The 21197-nt window shown below is 26.6% G+C and carries 18 protein-coding genes and 2 tRNA genes (1 of these 20 running past the window's edge); 14 read left to right on the top strand and 6 right to left on the bottom strand.

Annotation, left to right across the window (positions count from 1 at the left end):
* From HMPREF0216_RS13735 to HMPREF0216_RS13720, 4 genes are all read right to left on the bottom strand, one after another.
* A tRNA-Met gene (locus HMPREF0216_RS13735) sits at positions 1 to 23 on the bottom strand; it reaches 80 nt to the left of the window's first position.
* 288 nt (positions 24 to 311) lie between these two features.
* Positions 312 to 387, bottom strand: a tRNA-Met gene (locus HMPREF0216_RS13730).
* 171 nt (positions 388 to 558) lie between these two features.
* Complete coding sequence (locus HMPREF0216_RS13725) at positions 559 to 1239, bottom strand: transmembrane-type terpene cyclase (protein WP_005215418.1); 681 nt, start codon at positions 1237 to 1239, stop codon at positions 559 to 561.
* Positions 1240 to 1679: 440 nt separating this feature from the next.
* Positions 1680 to 2825 (bottom strand): DUF2974 domain-containing protein, encoded by a 1146-nt coding sequence (locus tag HMPREF0216_RS13720; protein ID WP_005215416.1) that lies wholly within the window; start codon positions 2823 to 2825, stop codon positions 1680 to 1682.
* Between the two features lie 221 nt (positions 2826 to 3046).
* On the opposite strand from HMPREF0216_RS13720, the gene HMPREF0216_RS13715 reads away from it, so the two are divergent.
* The gene (locus tag HMPREF0216_RS13715) at positions 3047 to 5164 is read left to right on the top strand and encodes a sensor domain-containing diguanylate cyclase (RefSeq protein WP_169317586.1); all 2118 of its coding nucleotides are present in this window, start codon (positions 3047 to 3049) and stop codon (positions 5162 to 5164) included.
* A gap of 46 nt (positions 5165 to 5210) precedes the next feature.
* Here HMPREF0216_RS13715 and HMPREF0216_RS13710 read toward each other — a convergent pair whose 3' ends face one another.
* Both HMPREF0216_RS13710 and HMPREF0216_RS13705 read right to left on the bottom strand, forming a co-directional pair.
* The gene (locus tag HMPREF0216_RS13710; RefSeq protein WP_005215411.1) at positions 5211 to 5615 is read right to left on the bottom strand and encodes a hypothetical protein; all 405 of its coding nucleotides are present in this window, start codon (positions 5613 to 5615) and stop codon (positions 5211 to 5213) included.
* A 233-nt stretch (positions 5616 to 5848) separates the two neighbouring features.
* Positions 5849 to 6280 carry a hypothetical protein gene (locus HMPREF0216_RS13705; protein ID WP_040420020.1) on the bottom strand — a complete coding sequence of 144 codons (432 nt, stop codon included), beginning with the start codon at positions 6278 to 6280 and terminating at the stop codon, positions 5849 to 5851.
* Positions 6281 to 6626: 346 nt separating this feature from the next.
* On the opposite strand from HMPREF0216_RS13705, the gene HMPREF0216_RS13700 reads away from it, so the two are divergent.
* The 13 genes from HMPREF0216_RS13700 (at position 6627) to HMPREF0216_RS17800 (ending at position 20998) form a co-directional block, all read left to right on the top strand.
* Entirely contained in the window at positions 6627 to 6950 is a 324-nt protein-coding gene (locus HMPREF0216_RS13700) for a hypothetical protein (RefSeq protein ID WP_040420018.1), read from the top strand.
* Positions 6951 to 7128: 178 nt separating this feature from the next.
* On the top strand, positions 7129 to 8754 hold the full coding sequence (locus HMPREF0216_RS13695) for a Na/Pi cotransporter family protein (protein ID WP_005215406.1): 1626 nt from the start codon (positions 7129 to 7131) through the stop codon (positions 8752 to 8754).
* A gap of 165 nt (positions 8755 to 8919) precedes the next feature.
* Entirely contained in the window at positions 8920 to 9165 is a 246-nt protein-coding gene (locus HMPREF0216_RS13690; protein WP_005215404.1) for a hypothetical protein, read from the top strand.
* 231 nt (positions 9166 to 9396) lie between these two features.
* A complete protein-coding gene (locus HMPREF0216_RS13685) occupies positions 9397 to 9954 on the top strand; it encodes an accessory gene regulator B family protein (RefSeq protein ID WP_005215402.1) in 558 nt (185 codons plus the stop codon).
* A 23-nt stretch (positions 9955 to 9977) separates the two neighbouring features.
* A complete protein-coding gene (locus HMPREF0216_RS17970) occupies positions 9978 to 10106 on the top strand; it encodes a hypothetical protein (RefSeq protein WP_005215401.1) in 129 nt (42 codons plus the stop codon).
* Between the two features lie 7 nt (positions 10107 to 10113).
* On the top strand, positions 10114 to 11397 hold the full coding sequence (locus tag HMPREF0216_RS13680; RefSeq protein ID WP_005215399.1) for an ATP-binding protein: 1284 nt from the start codon (positions 10114 to 10116) through the stop codon (positions 11395 to 11397).
* 276 nt (positions 11398 to 11673) lie between these two features.
* Positions 11674 to 12351 (top strand): Crp/Fnr family transcriptional regulator, encoded by a 678-nt coding sequence (locus tag HMPREF0216_RS13675; RefSeq protein WP_005215398.1) that lies wholly within the window; start codon positions 11674 to 11676, stop codon positions 12349 to 12351.
* 128 nt (positions 12352 to 12479) lie between these two features.
* Entirely contained in the window at positions 12480 to 12800 is a 321-nt protein-coding gene (locus HMPREF0216_RS13670) for a rhodanese-like domain-containing protein (RefSeq protein WP_005215395.1), read from the top strand.
* Between the two features lie 129 nt (positions 12801 to 12929).
* Positions 12930 to 14630, top strand: a complete 1701-nt coding sequence (locus tag HMPREF0216_RS13665) for an FAD-dependent oxidoreductase (protein ID WP_005215393.1) — start codon at positions 12930 to 12932, stop codon at positions 14628 to 14630.
* A gap of 183 nt (positions 14631 to 14813) precedes the next feature.
* Positions 14814 to 15872, top strand: coding sequence for a hypothetical protein (locus HMPREF0216_RS13660; protein WP_005215392.1), 1059 nt, complete (start codon positions 14814 to 14816; stop codon positions 15870 to 15872).
* Between the two features lie 10 nt (positions 15873 to 15882).
* A complete protein-coding gene (locus tag HMPREF0216_RS16540) occupies positions 15883 to 16212 on the top strand; it encodes a hypothetical protein (RefSeq protein ID WP_005215390.1) in 330 nt (109 codons plus the stop codon).
* On the top strand, positions 16187 to 18298 hold the full coding sequence (locus HMPREF0216_RS16535) for a discoidin domain-containing protein (RefSeq protein WP_005215388.1): 2112 nt from the start codon (positions 16187 to 16189) through the stop codon (positions 18296 to 18298). The genes HMPREF0216_RS16540 and HMPREF0216_RS16535 overlap by 26 nt, the downstream gene beginning before the upstream one ends.
* A 12-nt stretch (positions 18299 to 18310) precedes the next feature.
* Positions 18311 to 20998 carry a dockerin type I domain-containing protein gene (locus HMPREF0216_RS17800; RefSeq protein ID WP_005215386.1) on the top strand — a complete coding sequence of 896 codons (2688 nt, stop codon included), beginning with the start codon at positions 18311 to 18313 and terminating at the stop codon, positions 20996 to 20998.
* Positions 20999 to 21197 lie beyond the last annotated feature (199 nt).

Here is a 21197-nt window from a genome sequence, read left to right as displayed (position 1 = left end):
GCTGCCAACTGCTCCACCCCGCGATATTATATTGTGCAAAATTCATTGCTTAACTTATTGAATTAAGTATATCAAAGTAAAGTTATAAAGTCAAAATTGTATTGTCTCATATTTAGTCTTAAGAAGAGATAGCATAGAATATAGTAGTATATGCTACTATATAATCCTTAATGATACTAATTATGTAGTGTATTATAAAATCACATATGATTTCATAAAAGAAATCATTTTAGCAGTTTTCTATATGATTTGTACAGTAATTAAAATAAGCAAAAAAAATAAACCCTATAGTAAGAATAAGATCTATTTATTGGTTGCGGGAGTAGGACTTGAACCTACGACCTTTGGGTTATGAGCCCAACGAGCTGCCAACTGCTCCATCCCGCGATATTATGTTGTGCAAATTACTTTGCCTAACTTGTTACTTAAGTATATATCAATGAAACAATAAAGTCAAAATCAAATTATGTCGTATTTAGCCTTAAGAGTGTAAGAACATAGCATATAGTCTTATATTCAATGATATAAGGCTATATGCTATGAATATTTAAGTACATTTTAATTTAATATTTTAGAAATAGATATATATTTAAATACTAAGAAAATATAAATTAAATCAAAGATAAAGCAAAAGCTACCTAATATTAAGACAAGATTATTTTCAAGTATAATACCAAATAGTATAGTTGGGGTTAAGGTTCCAATACATTTACAGATTGCAATAGTACGGTTTTGACCTAATAAACTATTTCGTTTAAATAACAAAGAAATAAATAAAAGTGACATTATTAAGTTTTGTAAAAAAGCAGAATACCAAGCACCTAAGCTAGTTTCTATAAATGACGAAACTAAAGGTAAGCTTTTAGATGTTGATTCTCCAAATTCAATAAGGAAGCCATATTCTATAATAAATGACATAGCAAATATTAAGATTGACCAAGGAATAAAATACTTTTTAAAGGCTGTTTCTTTAAAATCATTTTTCCCATATTTAAAATAAGTATAAATTATTATAAAGTCAAAAATACACCAAGTTAAATTAACATAATTTTGGATATTAGTTATACAAGTTGAAAATCCTTTAATGGTATAAATAAGCTCCCAAGATATATTTAGAGATAATGCAAATAAAGGCATTGAATAAGTCTTTTCTTTAAATCCAGTTCTAATCATTGAAATATATACAATGGTCCAGCATATTCCACTTATTAAAGATAAAATTAGCCCAAGTATTGTCATAATATACTCCTTTTATATTTTTAATTTAGGATAGTATATTATTGAGTTTTTTTATTTATGAATACAAATAATATTTATACTAAATAGTTAGATGTATTATTACATAATAAAGGGGATAATTATACATAACATGTTTTGGCGATTATAAGATGTGTTAAAAATGTAATTATATTAAATCATCATTAATTTAACGGTGGAGCTTTTGGCCCTGAAGGTGGAATTATTGTAACAGTTATATTAATTATTTCTTTCTTTATTGTAAGAGAATACTATAAAGATAAAAATATAAATAATTTTTTAAATGACAAAATAAATAGTATTATATAAAAAATATCTTTAAATTAGAAATAATAAAAAATTAATAAAGTAAAAACACCTAATAAGAGCAATTAAATTCTATTAGGTGTTTTTGCATTTAGAATATTATAAATTTCACTAGTTTACTTTGATGATAAATGTGAGATAAATGATTTCTTAAAATCTGACATATTTGATTTTTCGTGAGGGGCAAGATTTTTTAAGTATAAGGAGGAAAGTTCCTTAATAAGTTCTATAAACATAGACTTTAGTTCAGCGTCCATGTTTTTTATTGCAGATATTATAATAGGAATATTTTTCTTGCGGTTTTGAGAGAGTTCAATAAAACTTTTAGAGCTAGTTGAATTTAGTATATCAAATAAGGTATTTATAAGTATCTTACGTTTATTATCATCAACTTCGCTTAACCATTTATTTAAAGTATCATTTGTATATTGTGCACTACTAGAGATTTTTTCTAAGTAATTAAAATCACAATTTGATATTTCCCAAGAAAAAGGATTATGTTGTTTTAATCCACCAAATTTATTGCTTTTTATTACATGATAATCTTCATGATTTTCTAATAGCATTCCAATAAGTGATGAATGAGGAAGTGTTTTGTGAATTTTATCTTTTATACTATTAAATTTATCACTTTGTATTATTTCTTTTCTAAAGCCAGGTCCATCATGACTATAAATACTTTTAATACGAGTTGAAATTCTATAATTACAATTCATAGCTGAGTAAACAGCAATATTTCCTCCTTTTGAATGTCCTCCTATATAAAGGTCATGGGGAATTATTTTAGCAATAGTATTAAGATAATTCACCCCTTCTATTTGGGATGGAACAGGACTTGTAAAAGCCATATTAAAATCCTCTTTCCATCCTACGACAGTATAGTCTGTACCACGAAAAGCAATGTAAGCAGCAGTATTATTTAATATAAATGTTATAGCTGAAAATTGTTTTTCAAAAGTAGAATCAGTTTTAGATATATAGTAATTTATTCTTATATCTCTAAATCTTGGACTTGCAGCAAGTGCAAAAAGTAAGGCTTTAGTATTTGTTCCATAAGGAATGGAGTCAAACATCTTAGGGAAACATTCGGTTTTAAGCAAATCTTTAAAAGTAATATGTTTTTTGTTTTCATGGACATGTCCTACTAGACTTCCAAAGTTTATATAGCAAATTTGAGAAAGAACTAACGAATCTACAGGATTAAAAGGTTTTTCAGTTATTGTATGTAACTCATTCTCTACATAATTAATTATATTATCCATAATTATCTCCGTTTAAAATATTAATCATAATTAAATATAATATTTTTTATAATATTGTTTTGTTTCAAAAAAAAATAAAAATACTAAAAAGGATATTTAAAAATTATCTAAAAAGGTATTTTAAATAATAATAAGAACTTTCTTTGGAATATTATAGGAAAAAAGGTTGACCTATGGAATTTATTTAATATAAAATATAAATATATATGCAAATAAGAGAGTTGATATTAGAAATGGTAATAAGAGTAGATGAAGAAATAGTTGCGTTAGACGAATTAAAAAGTGATGGTCAATATGCTAAAATATTAAGTAAAAAAATAAATCTATTAAGTGTAGTTGAAGCAAAGGATGTAATAGATAAATTAATAAATTATTGCAAAGAAAATGATTTACAGCAAGCTTATCCATGGTTTTTAATTGAAAAGGGAAAAGTTTATTATAAGAACATGGATTTTGAAAATGCAATAATATATCATATAAAAGCTTTTAAATTATTTAAAATTCAGGAAGATAAAGATGGTATATTGAACTCTATAGTTTCTCTTATAGCTGATTATGGTAGAGATGGCAAGTATGATTTAGCAATGGAATGGGCATTAAAGGGCATAAATCTTGCTGAAGAGTATAACAATCAAGAAAGCCTAGCGGCCATTAAAGTAAATATGTCAGGGTTATATATGGAATTAGAAGAATTTGATAAAGCAAAAGAAGTTTTAGATGAATTAATAAAAGCAGCTTATTTTGAATATAGAGAACACGAAGTTATTACTTATATAAATAAAGCAGAATGTGAGAGAAATTTAAAAAATTTAGATGAGGCTGTTAAGTCTATAAAAAAGGCATATAAGATTTCTAAAGATTATGCTCCTAAAATACTATTTAATGTTTTAGTAGTTAAGGCAAATATATATGTAGAGAAACAATGGTATAGTGAAGCAGATGATATTTATAAAGAAGCTTTATTAATTGCTAAAAATATAGACTGCTTTATATGGGTTGTAGAAATATTATTTAATTGGATTGCTTTAGATTTAAAGATGAAAAACTTTGATATTGCTATATCTAAGTTGCAGGAAATTGAAAGTATACGAGAAAATAATGGGGCAAGTATAGATGAAGCATTATTTTGTAAGTTTTCTAGTGAAGCTTATAAAGGTTTAGGAATGTATAAGAAAGCATATTTTTATTTGGAAAGATATGTGGAATTTAAGAAAGAGGCTGAAAAAAATAAAAATATTAAGCTAGATATATTAGATGATAAGAAGCAACAATTAATAGAAAAGACGTATAAGGTGTTATATAAACAAGCAGAAGCTTTATATAAAGTTGGACAAAGTATAATATCAAACTTAGAAAAAGAAGATATTTTAAATGTTATAATAAGTGAAGTAAAAAGTTTAATTGAATTCGATTTACTTCAAATAGTTATTTATGATGAAAGTATTTGTAAGTATAAATATGAACTTATTTTAAAGGAAAAAGAGAGAATATCTGTAGATAATAGATATGTTAATGAAAATACTTTTACGTCTTATTGTATAAATAATAAGAAAGAGATATTAATTGGAGATACTATAAAAGAGTATAAAAAATATATAAGTGGAGACATTGAGGCTTTAGAAAATAATAAAATAGATCAAAATTTAGAGTCGGGAAGAATTGCTCAATCCTTAATGTTTGTTCCAATAATTATAGGAGAAAATATAATAGGTGTTATTAGCACTCAACATTGTGAAAAAAGTAAGTATGGAATTAAGGAGTTAACAACTTTAAAAATATTATCTACTTATATAGGAATTGCTTTAGAAAATTCAAGATTATATAAAGAAGTTAAATATTCTGCGACTCATGATGTATTGACAAATATATATAATAGAAGAGAAGTACTTAAAAGATATTATAAATTACATAACAAAGGAAAGCATGAGGGCTTCAATTTATCTGTAATGATGATTGATATAGATAATTTTAAAAATATTAATGATGTATATGGTCATCAATGTGGAGATGAGGCTATAAAAAATGTAGCAGAAGCTATAAATTATTCTATTAGGAAATGTGATATAGTAGGAAGATATGGCGGAGAGGAATTTTTGGTTGTAGTTGTTGATACTGATGATACAAATACAGAGATTATAGCAGAAAGAATTAGACAAAACATAGAAAATTTAAATTTTGTTTTCGAAGATAAAGGACAAGTTGATTTAACTATAAGTATGGGGGTTAAATTAATTGATAATTATGAAATACAAGCAAATAAGATAATTGGTATTGCTGATGAAGCTTTATATAAAGCGAAAAATAGTGGGAAAAATAAGGTTATAATTTCAGAGAAATAAAAAGTAAAGCTTGCACCTTAACTTTATGGAGCAAGCTTTACTTTTTTTAATGTTGCTTATAACCATTACCAGGACCAGTTTTAGCTTTTATTTCATGTAAATTAAGCTTTCTATCGGAAGCATGAAATATTGCATGAATTTTATGGCTCTTATGGGCGTAGGCTCTGGAATCAGAAATATTTTCTTTTATATTATTACTTGAAAGATCTTTAAAACCATTACCAGCACCAGTTTGAGATTTAATTTTATGTAAGTTTATTTTACCTTCAATATTTGTAACTATATCATATATTTTTTTAGATTTATTAGTGTTATTGATAAGTGAGCTTTTAGAAGTAGAAGTATGATATTTAAATCCATTACCAGCACCAGTTTTAGCTTTTATTTCATGTAAGTTAAGGTCAGTATTACTTTCATTAAGTACTTGAGATATCTTTTCACTTTTTGACATAATTACCTCCTAAATTATTTAAAAGTTATGTTAATATTGTTTTATGTTAAATAAAAATAAAAATACATTATTTAAAGGAAATTAATATTGTAAATTATTTTGAATAAAAGAATTTTTTGTATTATAAGTAAATATAAGAAGCTATTAATAAGTTGAAATAAGAAAAGGTTTGCTCCATAATGTATCGTAAAATACAAAGGTATGGAGCTTTATTATAAATAAAATAATATAAATTATACAAAAGCTTCACCAGACTTATTTAAATAATCTAATTCAGATAATGCACTAACTCTAAGTAAATTCATAAATATAGCTACCCAGTATGAAAAATATAATTTTTGGTATGGTGAAAGTACATAAGTATTTTCGGTAGCTTCATTTTCAAAAATTTTTTCTTCTAATCTTTTTGCTGAAACTATAAATAGTAGTATATATCCATATAAAATTAGTTCGCCACCTTGAAGAGTTATAGAGGTAGCAGTTTGGCCAGTGTTATTTATACCTAAGGTATCAAGAATATCTATATTAGATCCGTACACAAATAAGGCATATCCGATTACTAAAAGGGAAGAACCGAGTTTCTCAAGATTTGCAAGTTGTATATCTAAATCATTTAAATAATTTTCTATGTCTTCAGCCATAGTATCTTTATTCTTACATTTCAATTTAATATCCTCCATGTATTAAGTGATAAAACTTTAGTTACTTTAATTTAAGTAAGGTTAAAAAAATATATCTAGAATCTTATATTATAAATAGAATATAGCTTTATAAGTAATAGTAAATTCAATGAATATATAAAGAAAAGTTAGTATATAAATACTATTTTAATATATGATTTTTATGGCTGTTTTGTACGAAAGATAAAGTATAGATAAAAATATATAAATAAAAAGTAGAAAAATAAAATACGAAATATTTAGTATAAATAAAATAATAGGATTAATTTTGAAAGTAGATTAATATAATCTAATATGTAAAGGTATACATTAAATGTTTGGAGGGATAAATATGAAAATAAAAGTTAATTCACTTTCTATTAAAAAAGATTCAAATTTATCTAATGAAAAGAAATTTATAGTGTGGGATTTAAAGTTTAATGTAGAGGCAGAAACCTTAGTTAAGGATAAATATGATTCTGATATTTTAAAATGTATCAAAGGAGCAATTAATGAAAATAATAATGTAATATCATATAATGAATTAAGTGAGGTAGTAGATAGTAATTGTATTATAGGAAATAATTTTTGGAGTGAGGAGAATTTTCTAAAAGCATGTAAATTTGAATATAGAGATTATTTAGATTTTTCAACTTGCAAAATTTTATATGAATAGAGTTTTAATATTTATAATAAAAAATAGTGTTATTGCATAACACTATTTTTTATTTATTTTAAAGTAGTATTTTTATAGTTTAAGTATTATTAGTAAAATGTAAAATTAAATGATGAATAAAAAGTTTAAAGTATACATAAATTTTAAAAATACGATTATGAGGGGATAAGAAAAAAGTATGAGTGGGTTTGAAATTTTTACAGGTATATTCGGAGGATTAGGTTTGTTTTTATACGGAATGAAGCTGATGGGGGATGGCCTAGAAAATGTCGCAGGTGAGAAGTTAAAAGGTATATTAGAAAAAATAACAAATAATAAAATGATGGGTGTTTTTGTAGGAACTATAGTAACAGCTGTGATTCAAAGTTCTAGTGCAACTACAGTTATGGTTGTAAGCTTTGTTAATGCAGGACTTATGTCATTAATACAAGCAACAGGTGTTATATTAGGTTCTAATATAGGAACAACAATAACAGCACAAATGGTAAGTTTTAAGCTAGAAGTTGTAGCACCAATATTTATAGGAATAGGTGCGATATTAATGTTAGTATCTAAAAAGAAAAAGATACGAGATATTGCTGTGATTTCAGTAGGTTTTGGGATATTATTTATGGGGATGAACTTAATGTCATCATCTATGCAGCCTATAGCAGAACTAGAAGTTTTTAAAGAGATAATCATAGTAATGGGGAAATATTCAATACTTGGTGTCTTAGTTGGTGTTGTAATGACAGCTATAGTACAAAGCTCTTCGGCAACAACATCAATATTAGTAGCTTTAGCTTCGGCAGGAACAATTGATATGAAAATTGCTTTTCCTATAGTATTAGGATGTAATATAGGAACTTGTGTTACAGCCATAATAGCATCTTTAACGGCAAATAAAACTGCTAAAAAAGCAGCTCTTTTACATTTATTATTTAAAATATTTGGAACTATAATATTTTTACCACTTTCAGCTTATGTTATAAGAATTGTAGCATATTTAACCCCGTATAATTTAGGTAGGCAAGTTGCCAATGCTCATACAATTTTTAATATAGTGATAACCATAGTTGTATTACCTATATCAAATTATTTTGTTAAGTTTGTAAATAAGGTTTTACCTGATGATGAGAAAAAAGAAATATGTGGAGCAATATATTTAGATAAAAAGCTCTTAGAAACTCCTGTTGTAGCAAGTACTCAAGTAGTCAAGGAGACTGTAAGAATGGCCCAAATTGCAAGAGATAATTTTCAATTAGCAATGAAAGCATTTTTTTATGGAGATGATAATGATATAAAAAATGTATATGAAAATGAAAATATTATTAATATATTAGAAAAGGATATTACTGATTATTTAGTGGAGTTTTCACAACATAATTTACCTAAGGAAAATGCAGAGTTAATTAGTGAAGTGTATCATACCATTAATGATATAGAAAGAATAGGGGATCATTGTGAAAATATTGTAGAACTGGCTATAAATAAATTTAATAATAAAATTGAAATATCTAAAGAAGCATTAAATGAGATTAAAGAAATTTTTGAAGTAACTTTAAGCTCTGTAGATATAGCTATAAGAAGATTTATTAAAGAAGATGAAAATGAAGATGAAGTTGTTGATGAAGTAGAAGAGCGCATAGATATGCTTGAAAGAAAATTTAGAAATAATAATATAATAAGATTAAATTCTAAGAAATGTTATACAGATGCAGGATTAATATTTTTTGATTTATTATCAAATTTAGAAAGAATTGGGGATCATGCAAATAATATAGCTACAGTTAAAGAAAATCATAACCATAAGATTCATGTTTAGTGATTTATAAATTAGAAAAGTAGTAAAGTTATAAGAAAAATTTATGTTTTGTATAAAATTATTTTTATATAAAATGTTTATTATAAATTTTGTTATATAAATAATTAAAAACTCATATAAATTTAATATGTAAATGTTCAGATTAAATTTATAGGGGGAGCTATAATGCAAAAATTAAATTACTGTTTAGATTGTCAAAGAGTATTCACAATAAATGATAAATGTGAGTATTGTAACTCAACTAATATTAAGGAACTAAAGAGAGGTAAATCTGTAAATGTAATTGGTAGCAAAAGTAAAGGTAATTATTTAAGATATAAGGAAGGAAAGGTTAGTTTAATAATTTATACAGAAGATAATAAAAAGTTAATTAAAGAATATGATATATCTAATATAAGGAAAATATTATAATATCAAATTTAGGCCAAAGGTTATTTTACAAAATATGCCTTTGGTCTAAATTTTAGCAGAGATTATTAAAATTAGGTTTAACATAAAAGATTTCATTTAATAAAGACTATAAAATTAAAATTGACAATAAAATTATATAAATTGAATTATATAACAGGAAAAGCTATACATAAACAGGATAAAATGCTATAATTAAAGTAGAAAAATGTCGAATGAATTATAGGTAATTAAATGATAAAAAAACTTTCAAGAAATATAATTGGAGATTTATCCAAATATAATAACTATACTGAAGAACAAGAAGAGCAAATGGAATATACTCTTAGAGTATTTTTATATGAAGTTATAAAAATTATAATTATTGTGCTGATATTAGCTGTGTTTGGACATTTAAAAGAGGCTATATTAATACTTGGAATTATGTCAATTACAAAACCATTTATAGGCGGATATCACGAAGACAGCCAAATTAGATGTTTTTTGGCTACATTCATTTTGGTATTAGCAATTATTTTATTAGCAAATACTAGTGATTTAAGTTTAGTAGGCTGTTTTATAATAAATTTAATGAGTATTTTTTGTGTATATAATAAGGCGCCAGTTATAAATTATAAAATGCCTTTAACTAGAAAAGATCTTATTAAAAGAAATAGATTTATAGGAATTACTAATATAATAATTTTAAGTATAATTTCATTAATTATGTTTAAAGTTAAATGGTTTTCTCAAATAATAGTATGGGCAAATATTATACAAGTTATGTTTATGTTTAATAAATATGGAAAGTAAGCATAGGATTAGGAGGTGAAGGTATGAAACTAAAAAAATACTTAGGATGTTTTATATTAATGTTAACAAGTGTAATGATAAATTCAGGAACAGCATCACTACTTACAATAGGTGTAGAAGAAATACCAGACTCAATGAAAGGGCTAAGATAGTTTTAAAATGATATTTTTAGTAGATTTAATAAACACTGTATTACAATATGTTATGATTATTGGTATAATAAATTTTTGTGTTGATGAAAAAAGTAAAAAGAATAAGTTTGAAATGATGATTTACATAGTAATTTTATGTATAGTTACTGTGATTATATCTTCAATTATGGGAGCTTCGGGTTTAGGCGCTATTGTAAGCCATATAGTTGTTATGCTTTTCGGAGCAATTACATATAAGAAAGATCATTTAGGAGCAACAATAGGATTTAGTATGATATATTTTGCTATATGCATAAATTTATTAATTTGCTCTAATATATTTTTCCCATTTATTCAGCCAAATTTACCAGCAGAGTATGTAGAATTAGGTATGGTAATATTTATGTACATGCCACAATTTATAATGGCATTTTTGGTGCTTAGTAAAAGGGAGTTATGCTATAAAATTTATAAAAGTATTAGGTCAAAAGTATCATCTATAGTAACATTGATTATAATAACTGTAGTAGTGGATTTTATAGCATCTTTTAATAGCATAATTCATGGGAGAGATAATCCTATAATGCAAGAGATAATATTTATATTATTAGGAGTTTTTATAATTGGAATTACTATATATTTTTCTTATATAGAGAAAAAGGCAAAGGAAATAGACTTATTAAATGTAGCCTTAGAAGAAAAAATAAATGAACTTAAAAAGGTTAAACATGATTATGGAGCTCAAATTTCATACCTTTATGGTCTTCATCTTATGGGTAAGCATGAGAGGTTAGGAGAGTTATTAAAAGATATAATAAATGGACATAATACTATTAAACAAGAGATAAAGATAGCAAATAGTGATTGCTCAACTATAGCTATGATTATGAGTAGTATAGAGCATACAGGAATTAATGTAATTATAGATGAACAAGCTAAATTAGAAGATACAAGTTTAACAGAGTTAGAAATACAAAGAGTTATATCTAATATTGCGAGAAATTCTGTTACAGCTATGAATAAAAGAGGAATTATAACTATTAGAACATATTACGGAATTAAAGATGTTATTATTAAGATTACAAATGATGGTCCTAAAATAGATGATAATATTATAGAAAAAATATTTAATGCTGGATTTACAACCAAAAAAGATATAGATAAAGAACATGGTTTAGGACTAGCTATAGTAAAAGAAATTATAGAAAATCATAGAGGAACTATATCTGTACATAGTACCGTAGAAATAACAGAATTTATTATTAAACTACCAAGGGTAATGGATATTATAAAAGTTAATGAGATAAGCTAGAATTAGTTTATCTCATTAACTTTTTTATTTATATTTCTATTAGTAATTAGTTTTATATTAAAAATAGTAAATTAAGTTTTTATTATATGAATTTATTTTTAAGAATAGAAACTTTTTAATTTATTATTTGTATAGGATACATACTATGAATTAAGTGCTTATGTGACTTAATCACACATTTTATATATTTAAGGTATAAAATAGTAAATAATATATATTAAATATTAAAAATATTTAATAGCTTAGAATTTTAGTTATTAGGGGGAAGTATAAAATATGATTAATGAAATTAATAGCAATATAAATAGTAATATAAATAAGCTTTATGAAACATATCCAATACTTGCACAAATAGATGAAAAAAATGAAGGAATTTTAAAAGAAAAAACTATATTTAAAGAACTTATTGCTGATGAATATTTAACTGCAAATGAAGGAGAGTGTATGGGATTCTTATTTGTTATAAGTGGAATGATAAAGATTAGTAAGATAAATGAAAAGGGCGAAGAAACTAATCTTTATAATATAGAAAGGGGTCAGTTATGTCATGAAGCACTAAGCTGTTTTATGAATTGTAAATCTTTAAATATTATAGGAAAAGCAATTCAAAATTCTAAAATATGTGTTATTCCATTTGATATAGTAAATAGATATCTATTACAAGATAAACTATTTTTACAGTATATATATAAGGATTTATATGAAAAATTTAAGCTTATTATAAATGTTAAGGAAGAGGTTAAACATGAATCTTTAGAGAAGAGATTAGTTAAATTACTTATTGAAAAAAATAGTAGAAATATTTATATAACACATAATGATTTAGCATTCGAGCTTGATTCTGCAAGAGAAGTGGTAAGTAGAAGGTTGAAGGAATTAGAAAGACAAGGATATTTAAAATTAAGTAGAGGAAAAATAACAATAGAAAAAGATTTAAATGATATTTTAAGGTGATATAATCACAAACTATTTTTAAAATGCAGAATAAACTATAGTAGTAAGGTAATTACACAAAGAAGTTTAAGAGAAAATTTTTAAAAATTATACGAAAGATAAAATTAAAGTTTTGGAGGAAAAATTTTATGTTTGGATTTTTTAATAGAAATAGTGGAAAAGTAGTTAATGTAAATGATATTGATAATTTAATTGGGAATATAGAGCTTATAGATATAAGAGAAGCTTATGAGTATAAAGAAGGTTCAATAAAGACAGCAAAAAATATACCGATGCAAACACTTTTAAGTAACCCTGATAAGTACTTAAAAAAAGATAAGGAATATTATATAATTTGCCAATCAGGGGGAAGAAGTTCTATGGCTTGTAATGATCTTAGAAAAAAAGGGTTTGATGTAATTAATGTTGATGGTGGAGTTGGTTCTTATTTGGGAAAGCATAGAGATTAAGTAAAGTATAAATAGGGATAAAAGAGTTAAGATACATTACCCAATCAATGAGTTTAGTGATAGTAATAAAAGATGTACTTAATAAATTAAGTAGTTAGAGAATTTAGGATAAGGGATAGGTGAAGTAATATGAAAAAAAGAATTTTAATTGTTGGTGGAGTTGCTGGGGGTGCATCAGCTGCTGCAAGACTTAGAAGAAATAGTGAAGATGATGAAATTATAATGTTTGAAAAAGGTCCTCATGTATCATTTTCAAACTGTGCTCTTCCATATCATTTAAGTGGAACAATTCAAAGTGCAAATAGATTAGTTTTAATGAGTCCAGAAAAGTTTAAAGCTCAATATAATATAGAAGCAAGAGTTAGTAGTGAAGTTTTGTATATAGATAGAGAAAATAAAGAAATTGAAATTAAAGATTTATTAAGTGGTGAAATTTATAAAGAAAAGTATGATAAGCTTATTCTTTCACCAGGGGCAAAACCAATAGTTCCTAAGATTAAAGGAATAGAAAATATTAATGTATTTACTATAAGAAATGTTGTAGATATAGATAGATTAAATAAATTTATTAAAGATTTAAATGTAAAAGATGTAGTTGTAATTGGCGGAGGTTACATTGGAGTTGAAGCAGCAGAAAATTTAATTAAAGGTGGATATAATACATCTTTAATAGAAGCTACACCACAAATATTAAAACCTTTTGATTATGATATGGTTCAAATACTTCATAAAGAAATGGTAGACCATGGGGTTAATTTAATTGTAGAGGATAAAGTTGCTAAATTTGAAAAAGATACAGTTGTTTTAGCTTCAGGAAAGGAAATAGAGGCTAATGCTGTAGTAATGGCTATAGGGGTAGCACCAGAAGTAGAGCTTGCAAAGAATGCAGGAATTAAGCTTGGTGAAACAGGAGCTATAGCTGTAGATGCAAACTATAAAACAAATGATAAGGATATTTATGCAGTAGGAGATGCTATAGAAGTATATAATGCATTAACTCATAGCTATACTAAATTATCACTTGCAGGTCCAGCACAAAAGGCAGCAAGAAGTGTAGCAGATAATATAAATGGAAAGGTTACTGCAAATAAAGGATATATAGGTTCAAGTGCAATTAAAGTATTTGACTATAATGCAGCATCAACAGGATTAAATGAGTCTTTAATAAATACTTTAGGGATGAAAATAAATTATGATATAGTTAGAATATCAACAAATGATAAGGTAGGAATAATGCCAGATTCAGCACCTATGCACTTTAAGCTTATATTTGAAGTTCCAACAGGAAGGGTTTTAGGGGCACAAGCTATAGGAAAAGGAGATGCTGTTAAGAGAGTGGATGTAATTGCAACAGCTATTAAGTTTAAAGCTACAGTGGAGGATTTAAAAGACTTAGAATTATGTTATGCGCCACCATTTGGAACAGCAAAAGATGTTGTAAATTATTCTGGATATGTTGCATCTAATCTTTTAAGTGGTTCATTTAAACAAGTTAATGTTGATAAAGTAAGGGATTTAGTTGAAGAAGAGGCTTATATAGTAGATGTTAGGGGAAGAATGGAGTTTGAAAACGGTCATATTAAAGGAGCGATAAATATTCCTCTAAGCGAACTAAGAGAAAGGGTAAATGAAATTCCTAAAGATAAGCCAGTTTATTTACATTGCAGAACTGGTCAAAGAAGCTATAATGCAGCTTTAGCTCTTCAAAATTTAGGATATGATAATGTAATAAATATAACAGGAAGCTTTTTAGGTTTATCTTTCTATGAGGCATATAATGATAAATTAAAGACTAGAGAACCTATAGTAACTAATTATAATTTTAAATAATTTATAGTAATATTAACTCCTAATATAAATACAAATATTGTATTTATATTAGGAGTTTTTTTATATTTACTTAGAATTTTTAGAAATAGTAATAATTAAAACAAGACATAATACATTAGTGGATGTATAATTATAGTAAATAAAGTAAAAAAAGCAAAAGAAGTACATGGAAGGAGAGATAAAATGAAAAAAAAACTACTTATTATAGTATTGTTAGTTACAACGATTATTTTACTTATAGCTGTTGGAGTATATGCTAAAAGTATTAGCAATCTTAAGCTTGAAATTGAAGGTGTAGATATTAGCAAAGATGAATATATTCGTGCCATGAATAGTAAAAAATATGATATTACGCAGTATTTTATAAAAGAATATGGTGCAAAGATAACTAAGAATTTTTGGGAAGAGGAATTTAATGGCGAATATCCATATAAGATGCTTGCTGATAGTACTATAGATGAATTAGTAAGAATTCATAGTATTTATGAAATAGCGAAAGAAAATGGGTATGTTTATTCTGCAAAATATGAGGACTTTATAAACCGTTTAGAAAATGAAAATAGGACAAGAGCAGAGAATATAAAAAATGGTAAGCCCATATATGGACTATCTAAATATTCAGAGGATTTATTTTTAGAATATGAAACAGACCAACTTCAAAAAACTTATTGTAATGATTTAAGTAATGAACGTATGGAAATTACAAATAATGAAGGAAAAGAATATTATGATAAAAATAAAGATAGATTATTTATAAAAAATGATGATTTTGAGCTAGCTTATGTAAAGGTATACTATGGATATTTAGAGTTAGATGATGAAGAAGTCAAAAATATAAAAAAACATATGATAGAGATAAGTAAAAAGATTGATGATAATAATTCATTAACAAGCTTAGTTGAAAATGATGAAGTATTAAAAGAGTATTTTACAAATGAAACAATTTTATCAGAAGAGTTATCGGCAAAGGCGAAGATTATAGAAGACATAATAGAAATTTCTATGGAACTTTATAGTGGAGATGTAACACAAGTCTTAGATCAAAATGGGTGTCTATATTTGATACAGTGTATCAATAGAATAGATTATGATTATATTCCATATGAGGAGGTGGTGGATAATGTGAAAAAGGCATTGCGTGAAGAACATTATGACGATATTGTTGCAAAGCGTGCTGAAGGTTTAAAGGTTATTAAGGATGATAATAACGTATATAATTTCACAAAAAATAATATAAAATAGGGGGATAGTTATGCGAAAAACAATGTTACGGTCACTTAGTTTAGTACTTACTGTAGGTATATGTACTTCTTTATTTACAGTAAAAGCATATGCCGCAGATGATAATAAACGTACTATAGGTAGAGATTATTATATAAGTAGCATTAGAGGAGATAATAAGAATGATGCAACTACTGAAAATAAACCATGGGAAACATTAGACAAGCTTGAAAGAATAGAATTACAGCCAGGAGATAGGGTATTGTTAGAATCAGGTTCTGTATTTAATGGATTTATTCATCTAAAAGATGTCAGTGGTACAAAGGAAAATCCAATTGAAATTACTAAACTATGGTGGTGATATAAAGCCAATCATTAATGGTAATGGGGAAGGGATTTGGTATCAAGATTATATACAGTCAATGGCTAATTCTGGTCATAGAAGTAAGGGATATGTTTCTTCTACAATATTACTTTATGATACTGATTTTATAAATATAAATAATTTGGAGATTACTAATAAATCAGATGATTTTAATTACTTAAATTCAAATGATAAAGTGTCAGAAAGAATGGATCGTACAGGTGTTGCTGGTATTGCAAAAAATGGTGGAACTATGGAAGGTATTCATTTAGAGGATTTATATATCCATGATGTAGATGGAAATATTCAAGATAAACACATGAATAATGGTGGGATCCAAATGAATGTTTTAAAGCCAGATAATGAGACTGAGACTGGAATAGCAAGATATGAAGATATACTAATAAAAGGATGTCATGTTAAGGATGTATCTAGAGGGGGAATTATTTTTGGATACACCTATAATCATAGTAAGTTTACTGGAGCTGAAATTAGTGATGAGATAATTGAAAAGTATGGACACAGTAAAATTACAATAGAAGAAAATTATGTACAAAATCCAGGAAATGATGCGATTTGTGTTATGTACTCAAATAAACCATTAATACAAAAGAATGTTTCTGATAAAGCAGGAGTAGATATGTTAGAGTATAGCTATTGGCAAAACTTCTGTGCAACAATTTGGCCATGGAAATGTAAAGATGCCATTTTTCAAAACAATGAGGCTTTTGATACAATAGGACAAAATAATGGAGATGGACAAGCGTGGGATATTGATTGGTCCGATGGAACAATTTATCAATATAATTATAGTCACAATAATGGTGGTGGAGCTATGCTTATATGTTTAAATGAAGCATATAATGGAACGTTCCGATATAATATAAGCCAAAATGACTTAAAAAGTTTAATTACATTTCAAGGAAATCCATTAGTTAAGATATATAACAATATATTTTATATTGGTGGAGATTTAGAAACTAGAATTCATAATCTGCAAAGCGAAAAGACTACAGGAGAAGGATATTTAGCAAATAATATTTTCTATAATGTTAGTATAGCTAATCCTAATGATGAATGGGAGCCATCAAATAATAAAGAGTTTACACATAATATATATTATGGATATAATACAGTGCCTAGTACAGATAAATTTGCTATAACTGAAGATCCTATGTTTATAAATCCGGGATCAGCTCCAATAACTACAATTGGGAGTGTAAACGATTTGAATGTGTTTGATGGATATAAGCTTGAAGATAGCTCACCAGCAATAAACTCTGGAATATATATTAATGGAAATACAGATAGGGATTTCTTTGGAAATATAATTGGCCTTATACCTGATATAGGGGTATATGAAACAGATATTGGTAATGAAGAAGCTGTAAATGAAATTTATTCAGATATTTATAATATTAGTGAAGATACAATTAGTGGTGTACAGAATAAAACAACGGTAAAAGATTTTTTAAATAACTTTAGATATTCCAATGGAGTTAAGCTATCTGTAAATAACGAGAATATAACTGTTGATGAGAGTGATTTTATAAGCAATAGATATAAATTAAAAGTAGAGTTTATAAATGGGACTATTAAAGAGTATAAAATTAAAATTGAAAAGGTAATTGTAGAATATAGTCCAGAGGGAATGGTAGTCACAGCAGGTAGCGTAGAAATGCAGAATGTTCAAAGACCAGCATCAAATGTTTTAGATAATAACACTTCTACAGTATGGCATAGTTTATGGGCAGGAGATACATTAGAAAATCTTTGGATAACAATTGATATGAATAAAGTACAACCTATATCAATGTTAAAATATGTTCCTAGACAATCTGGAGGAAGTAATGGAATTATTACAAAGTATGAAATTTATGTGAAAGAAAATGAAAGTGACCAATGGGTTAAGGTTAATACAGAGGGAGATACGTGGAAAAATAATGGTGAAACTAAATATGCATATTTTGAAACTTTAAATGCACGTTTTGTAAAACTTCAAGTTGTTGAAAGTGTGTCAGATTCGGAAAAGAAGTTTGGGTCAGCAGCTGAAATAAGACTAGGATTAGAGAAAGAGAATTAGGAGGTGATAAGTATGAAAAAGAAAATTCTATCTATAGTGTTAACAGGTGCAATGGTATTTCAAGTATTTACTTCAACATTAATAGTTAAGGCAGAAACTATAAAGAATGAAATAGGTACAACTTATTATGTAAGTACATTAAATGGAAGTGATAATAATGATGGATTATCGGAAAATAAGGCATTTTATAGCTTACAAAAGATTAATGAAATAGAGTTAGAAGAAGGTGATAAAGTTCTATTAGAAGCTGGTTCAGTTTTTACAAATGACTTTTTACACATTAAAGGTAGTGGTTCTGAAGAGGCTTCAATTGAAATTGATAAATATGGAGAAGGAAATAATCCGAGAATTGATACAAATGGGCAAGGTATATGGTATCAAGATTATGGAAAGCAATTAGGAAATGTTTCTCATAAGTATAAGGGCTATGTGTCATCATCAATATTATTGTATGATGTAGAGTACATTAATATTAAAAATTTAGAAATAACTAATAATGCTCCAGAAATAGAAGCAGATTATAATTCTTCACAAGTTATGAATCGTACAGGGGTTGCTGTAGTAGCAAAGGATAAGGGAACAATTGATCATATTTATTTAGATAGTTTGAATGTTCATGATGTTGTTGGAAATGTATATGATAAGCATATGAATAATGGAGGAATTTATTTTACTGTATTTTTACCAACTAATGAAGAGGAGACAGGAATACCAAGGTATAATGATGTGAAAATTGAAAATTGCATAGTAAATAATGTTAATCGATGGGGAATTGCAGTTGGATATACAGCGTATTTTAATAAGTTTTTAGGTGGAGAAATTTCAGATGAGACAATAGCAAAATATGGTTCAACTGGAGTTGAAATAAGAAATAATTATGTAAAAGATGCTGGTGGAGATGCTATTACAACAATGTATTGTGATAGACCAATTATTGAGTATAATGTATCAGATGGTGCAGCAAGGCAGATAAATGATGTAGATTATAGTGAAACAGGATTTGGTAAGGTTGCAGCAGCAATTTGGCCATGGAAATGTAAAGATGCAGTATTTCAATTTAATGAAGCTTTTGATACTTGTATAAATGGAGATGGTCAAGCTTGGGATGCAGATTCAGGTGATGGAACAATATATCAGTATAATTACAGTCATAATAATGGTGGTGGAGCTGTGATGATTTGCCTTGGAGAGGCTGTTAATTCAATTTTCCGATATAATATTAGTCAAAATGATTTAACAGGTATATTAAATTTACCAAGTCATCCAAATGCACATTTTTATAATAATACATTCTATATTAAGGAGGGTGTACCATTTATCCGTTCAGGTATGACTGGAGGAGTTGCAGTAATAGAAAATAATATTATTTATAATGCTGGAGCTGAAAAGTCAGAAGATTGGACAAAGGGCGGAACTAAAGCAACTTATAGTAATAATTTATACTATAACTATACTAATGTACCAGATACTGATACCTGTGCAATAGTAGGAGATCCACAGTTTATAGATGGTGGAAATGGTCCTATAGCATATACAGGAAGTGAACCAAGTAGTGGAGAAAATATTATCAATGATTTAGTTGCTTTTGAGGGATATAAACTGCAAGATAATTCTCCAGCAATAAATGCAGGTAAAACAATTGAAAATAATGGTGGACGCGATTTCTTTGGTAATAAAATAAATGGAGATACTGATATTGGAGCTTATGAATCAGATATCATTGCAGCTAGCAATAATAATGACATTAAAGGAACTATATATATGCTTGATGAGGTCAATAAGGTTTTATATGTTCCAAGTTTAGAAAATAATCCAATGACTGTAGCTGAAATTAAAGAAGGAGTGGAAATCCATAGTGATGCTACTATTAGAGTGTTTAATGATGAAGCTGAAATAGAAAGTGGAAATATAGAAAGTGGGATGACTTTTAAAATTATAGCTGAAAATGGTGAAGAAAATATATATTCAATTGATGTTAAAAATAATTATCAATGGGCACTAGACTATACAGGTAAACAAGGTAATGTTTGGTTTGCTCAAAAGAAAGCTTTAGGAAAATATTATAATCTTACAAACTATAATACTCAATATCCACAATGGGATGGAAATAATTATGGGGGAGTAGGTATTGCAGCTGCAAATCATTCAGTAGTGCCAACGGAGCATACACATGGCTTATTAATTGATACTTTAGGTACAGCACAACGTGAAGAGGGATATTCTATGGTTTATAGAGTTCCTAAGTCTGGAACAATAACTTTATCAGTTAAAGATGATGAGCCATATTTACGTCAAGCAGGAAATGTAGGTGGAAAAGTTAAGTTAAGCTTTACTATTAATGGAGAAGAAATTAACTCATATGAATTATCAGAAAGTCTAGTTAAAGTAAATGTTGAAGCTATGGAACTTGTTGTGAATAAGGGAGACTTTATTCGCATAGAAGCACAAAATATAGAAAATCCATCAAAACCATCTATTTATATTACACCAAGTATTCAATATAAAGATATTGAAGAACCTGAAATTTCAGATGAAGAAAAGGTAGATTTAAATAAAAATGGTAGAGTTGATATAGGTGACTTAGCTATTGTATCAAAATACTATGGAAAAAATAAACCAGAGTATGATTTAAATGGAGATGGCTTAGTTAATGAATATGAAATCAAGTTTATAACTAATATTATATTAGAAATTAAGTAATTAAAAACTTCTAGGATAAATACAAATATTTGTATATTTCTTAGAAGTTTTTCTTTTTAGAGAAGTAGAATAAATAAAATATAATAACTATGATTATGAAATAATATTTAAAAGAGCTGTTGCTTGTTGATGGGAAAGAAAATATTAAATTTATTATAGGTATTTTAAAGTGAATAATTTGCAAAAATATAAATACTCG

This window comes from Clostridium celatum DSM 1785, assembly GCF_000320405.1.
Taxonomy (GTDB): domain Bacteria; phylum Bacillota; class Clostridia; order Clostridiales; family Clostridiaceae; genus Clostridium; species Clostridium celatum.
This window is presented reverse-complemented; position numbering and strand designations above follow the sequence as displayed.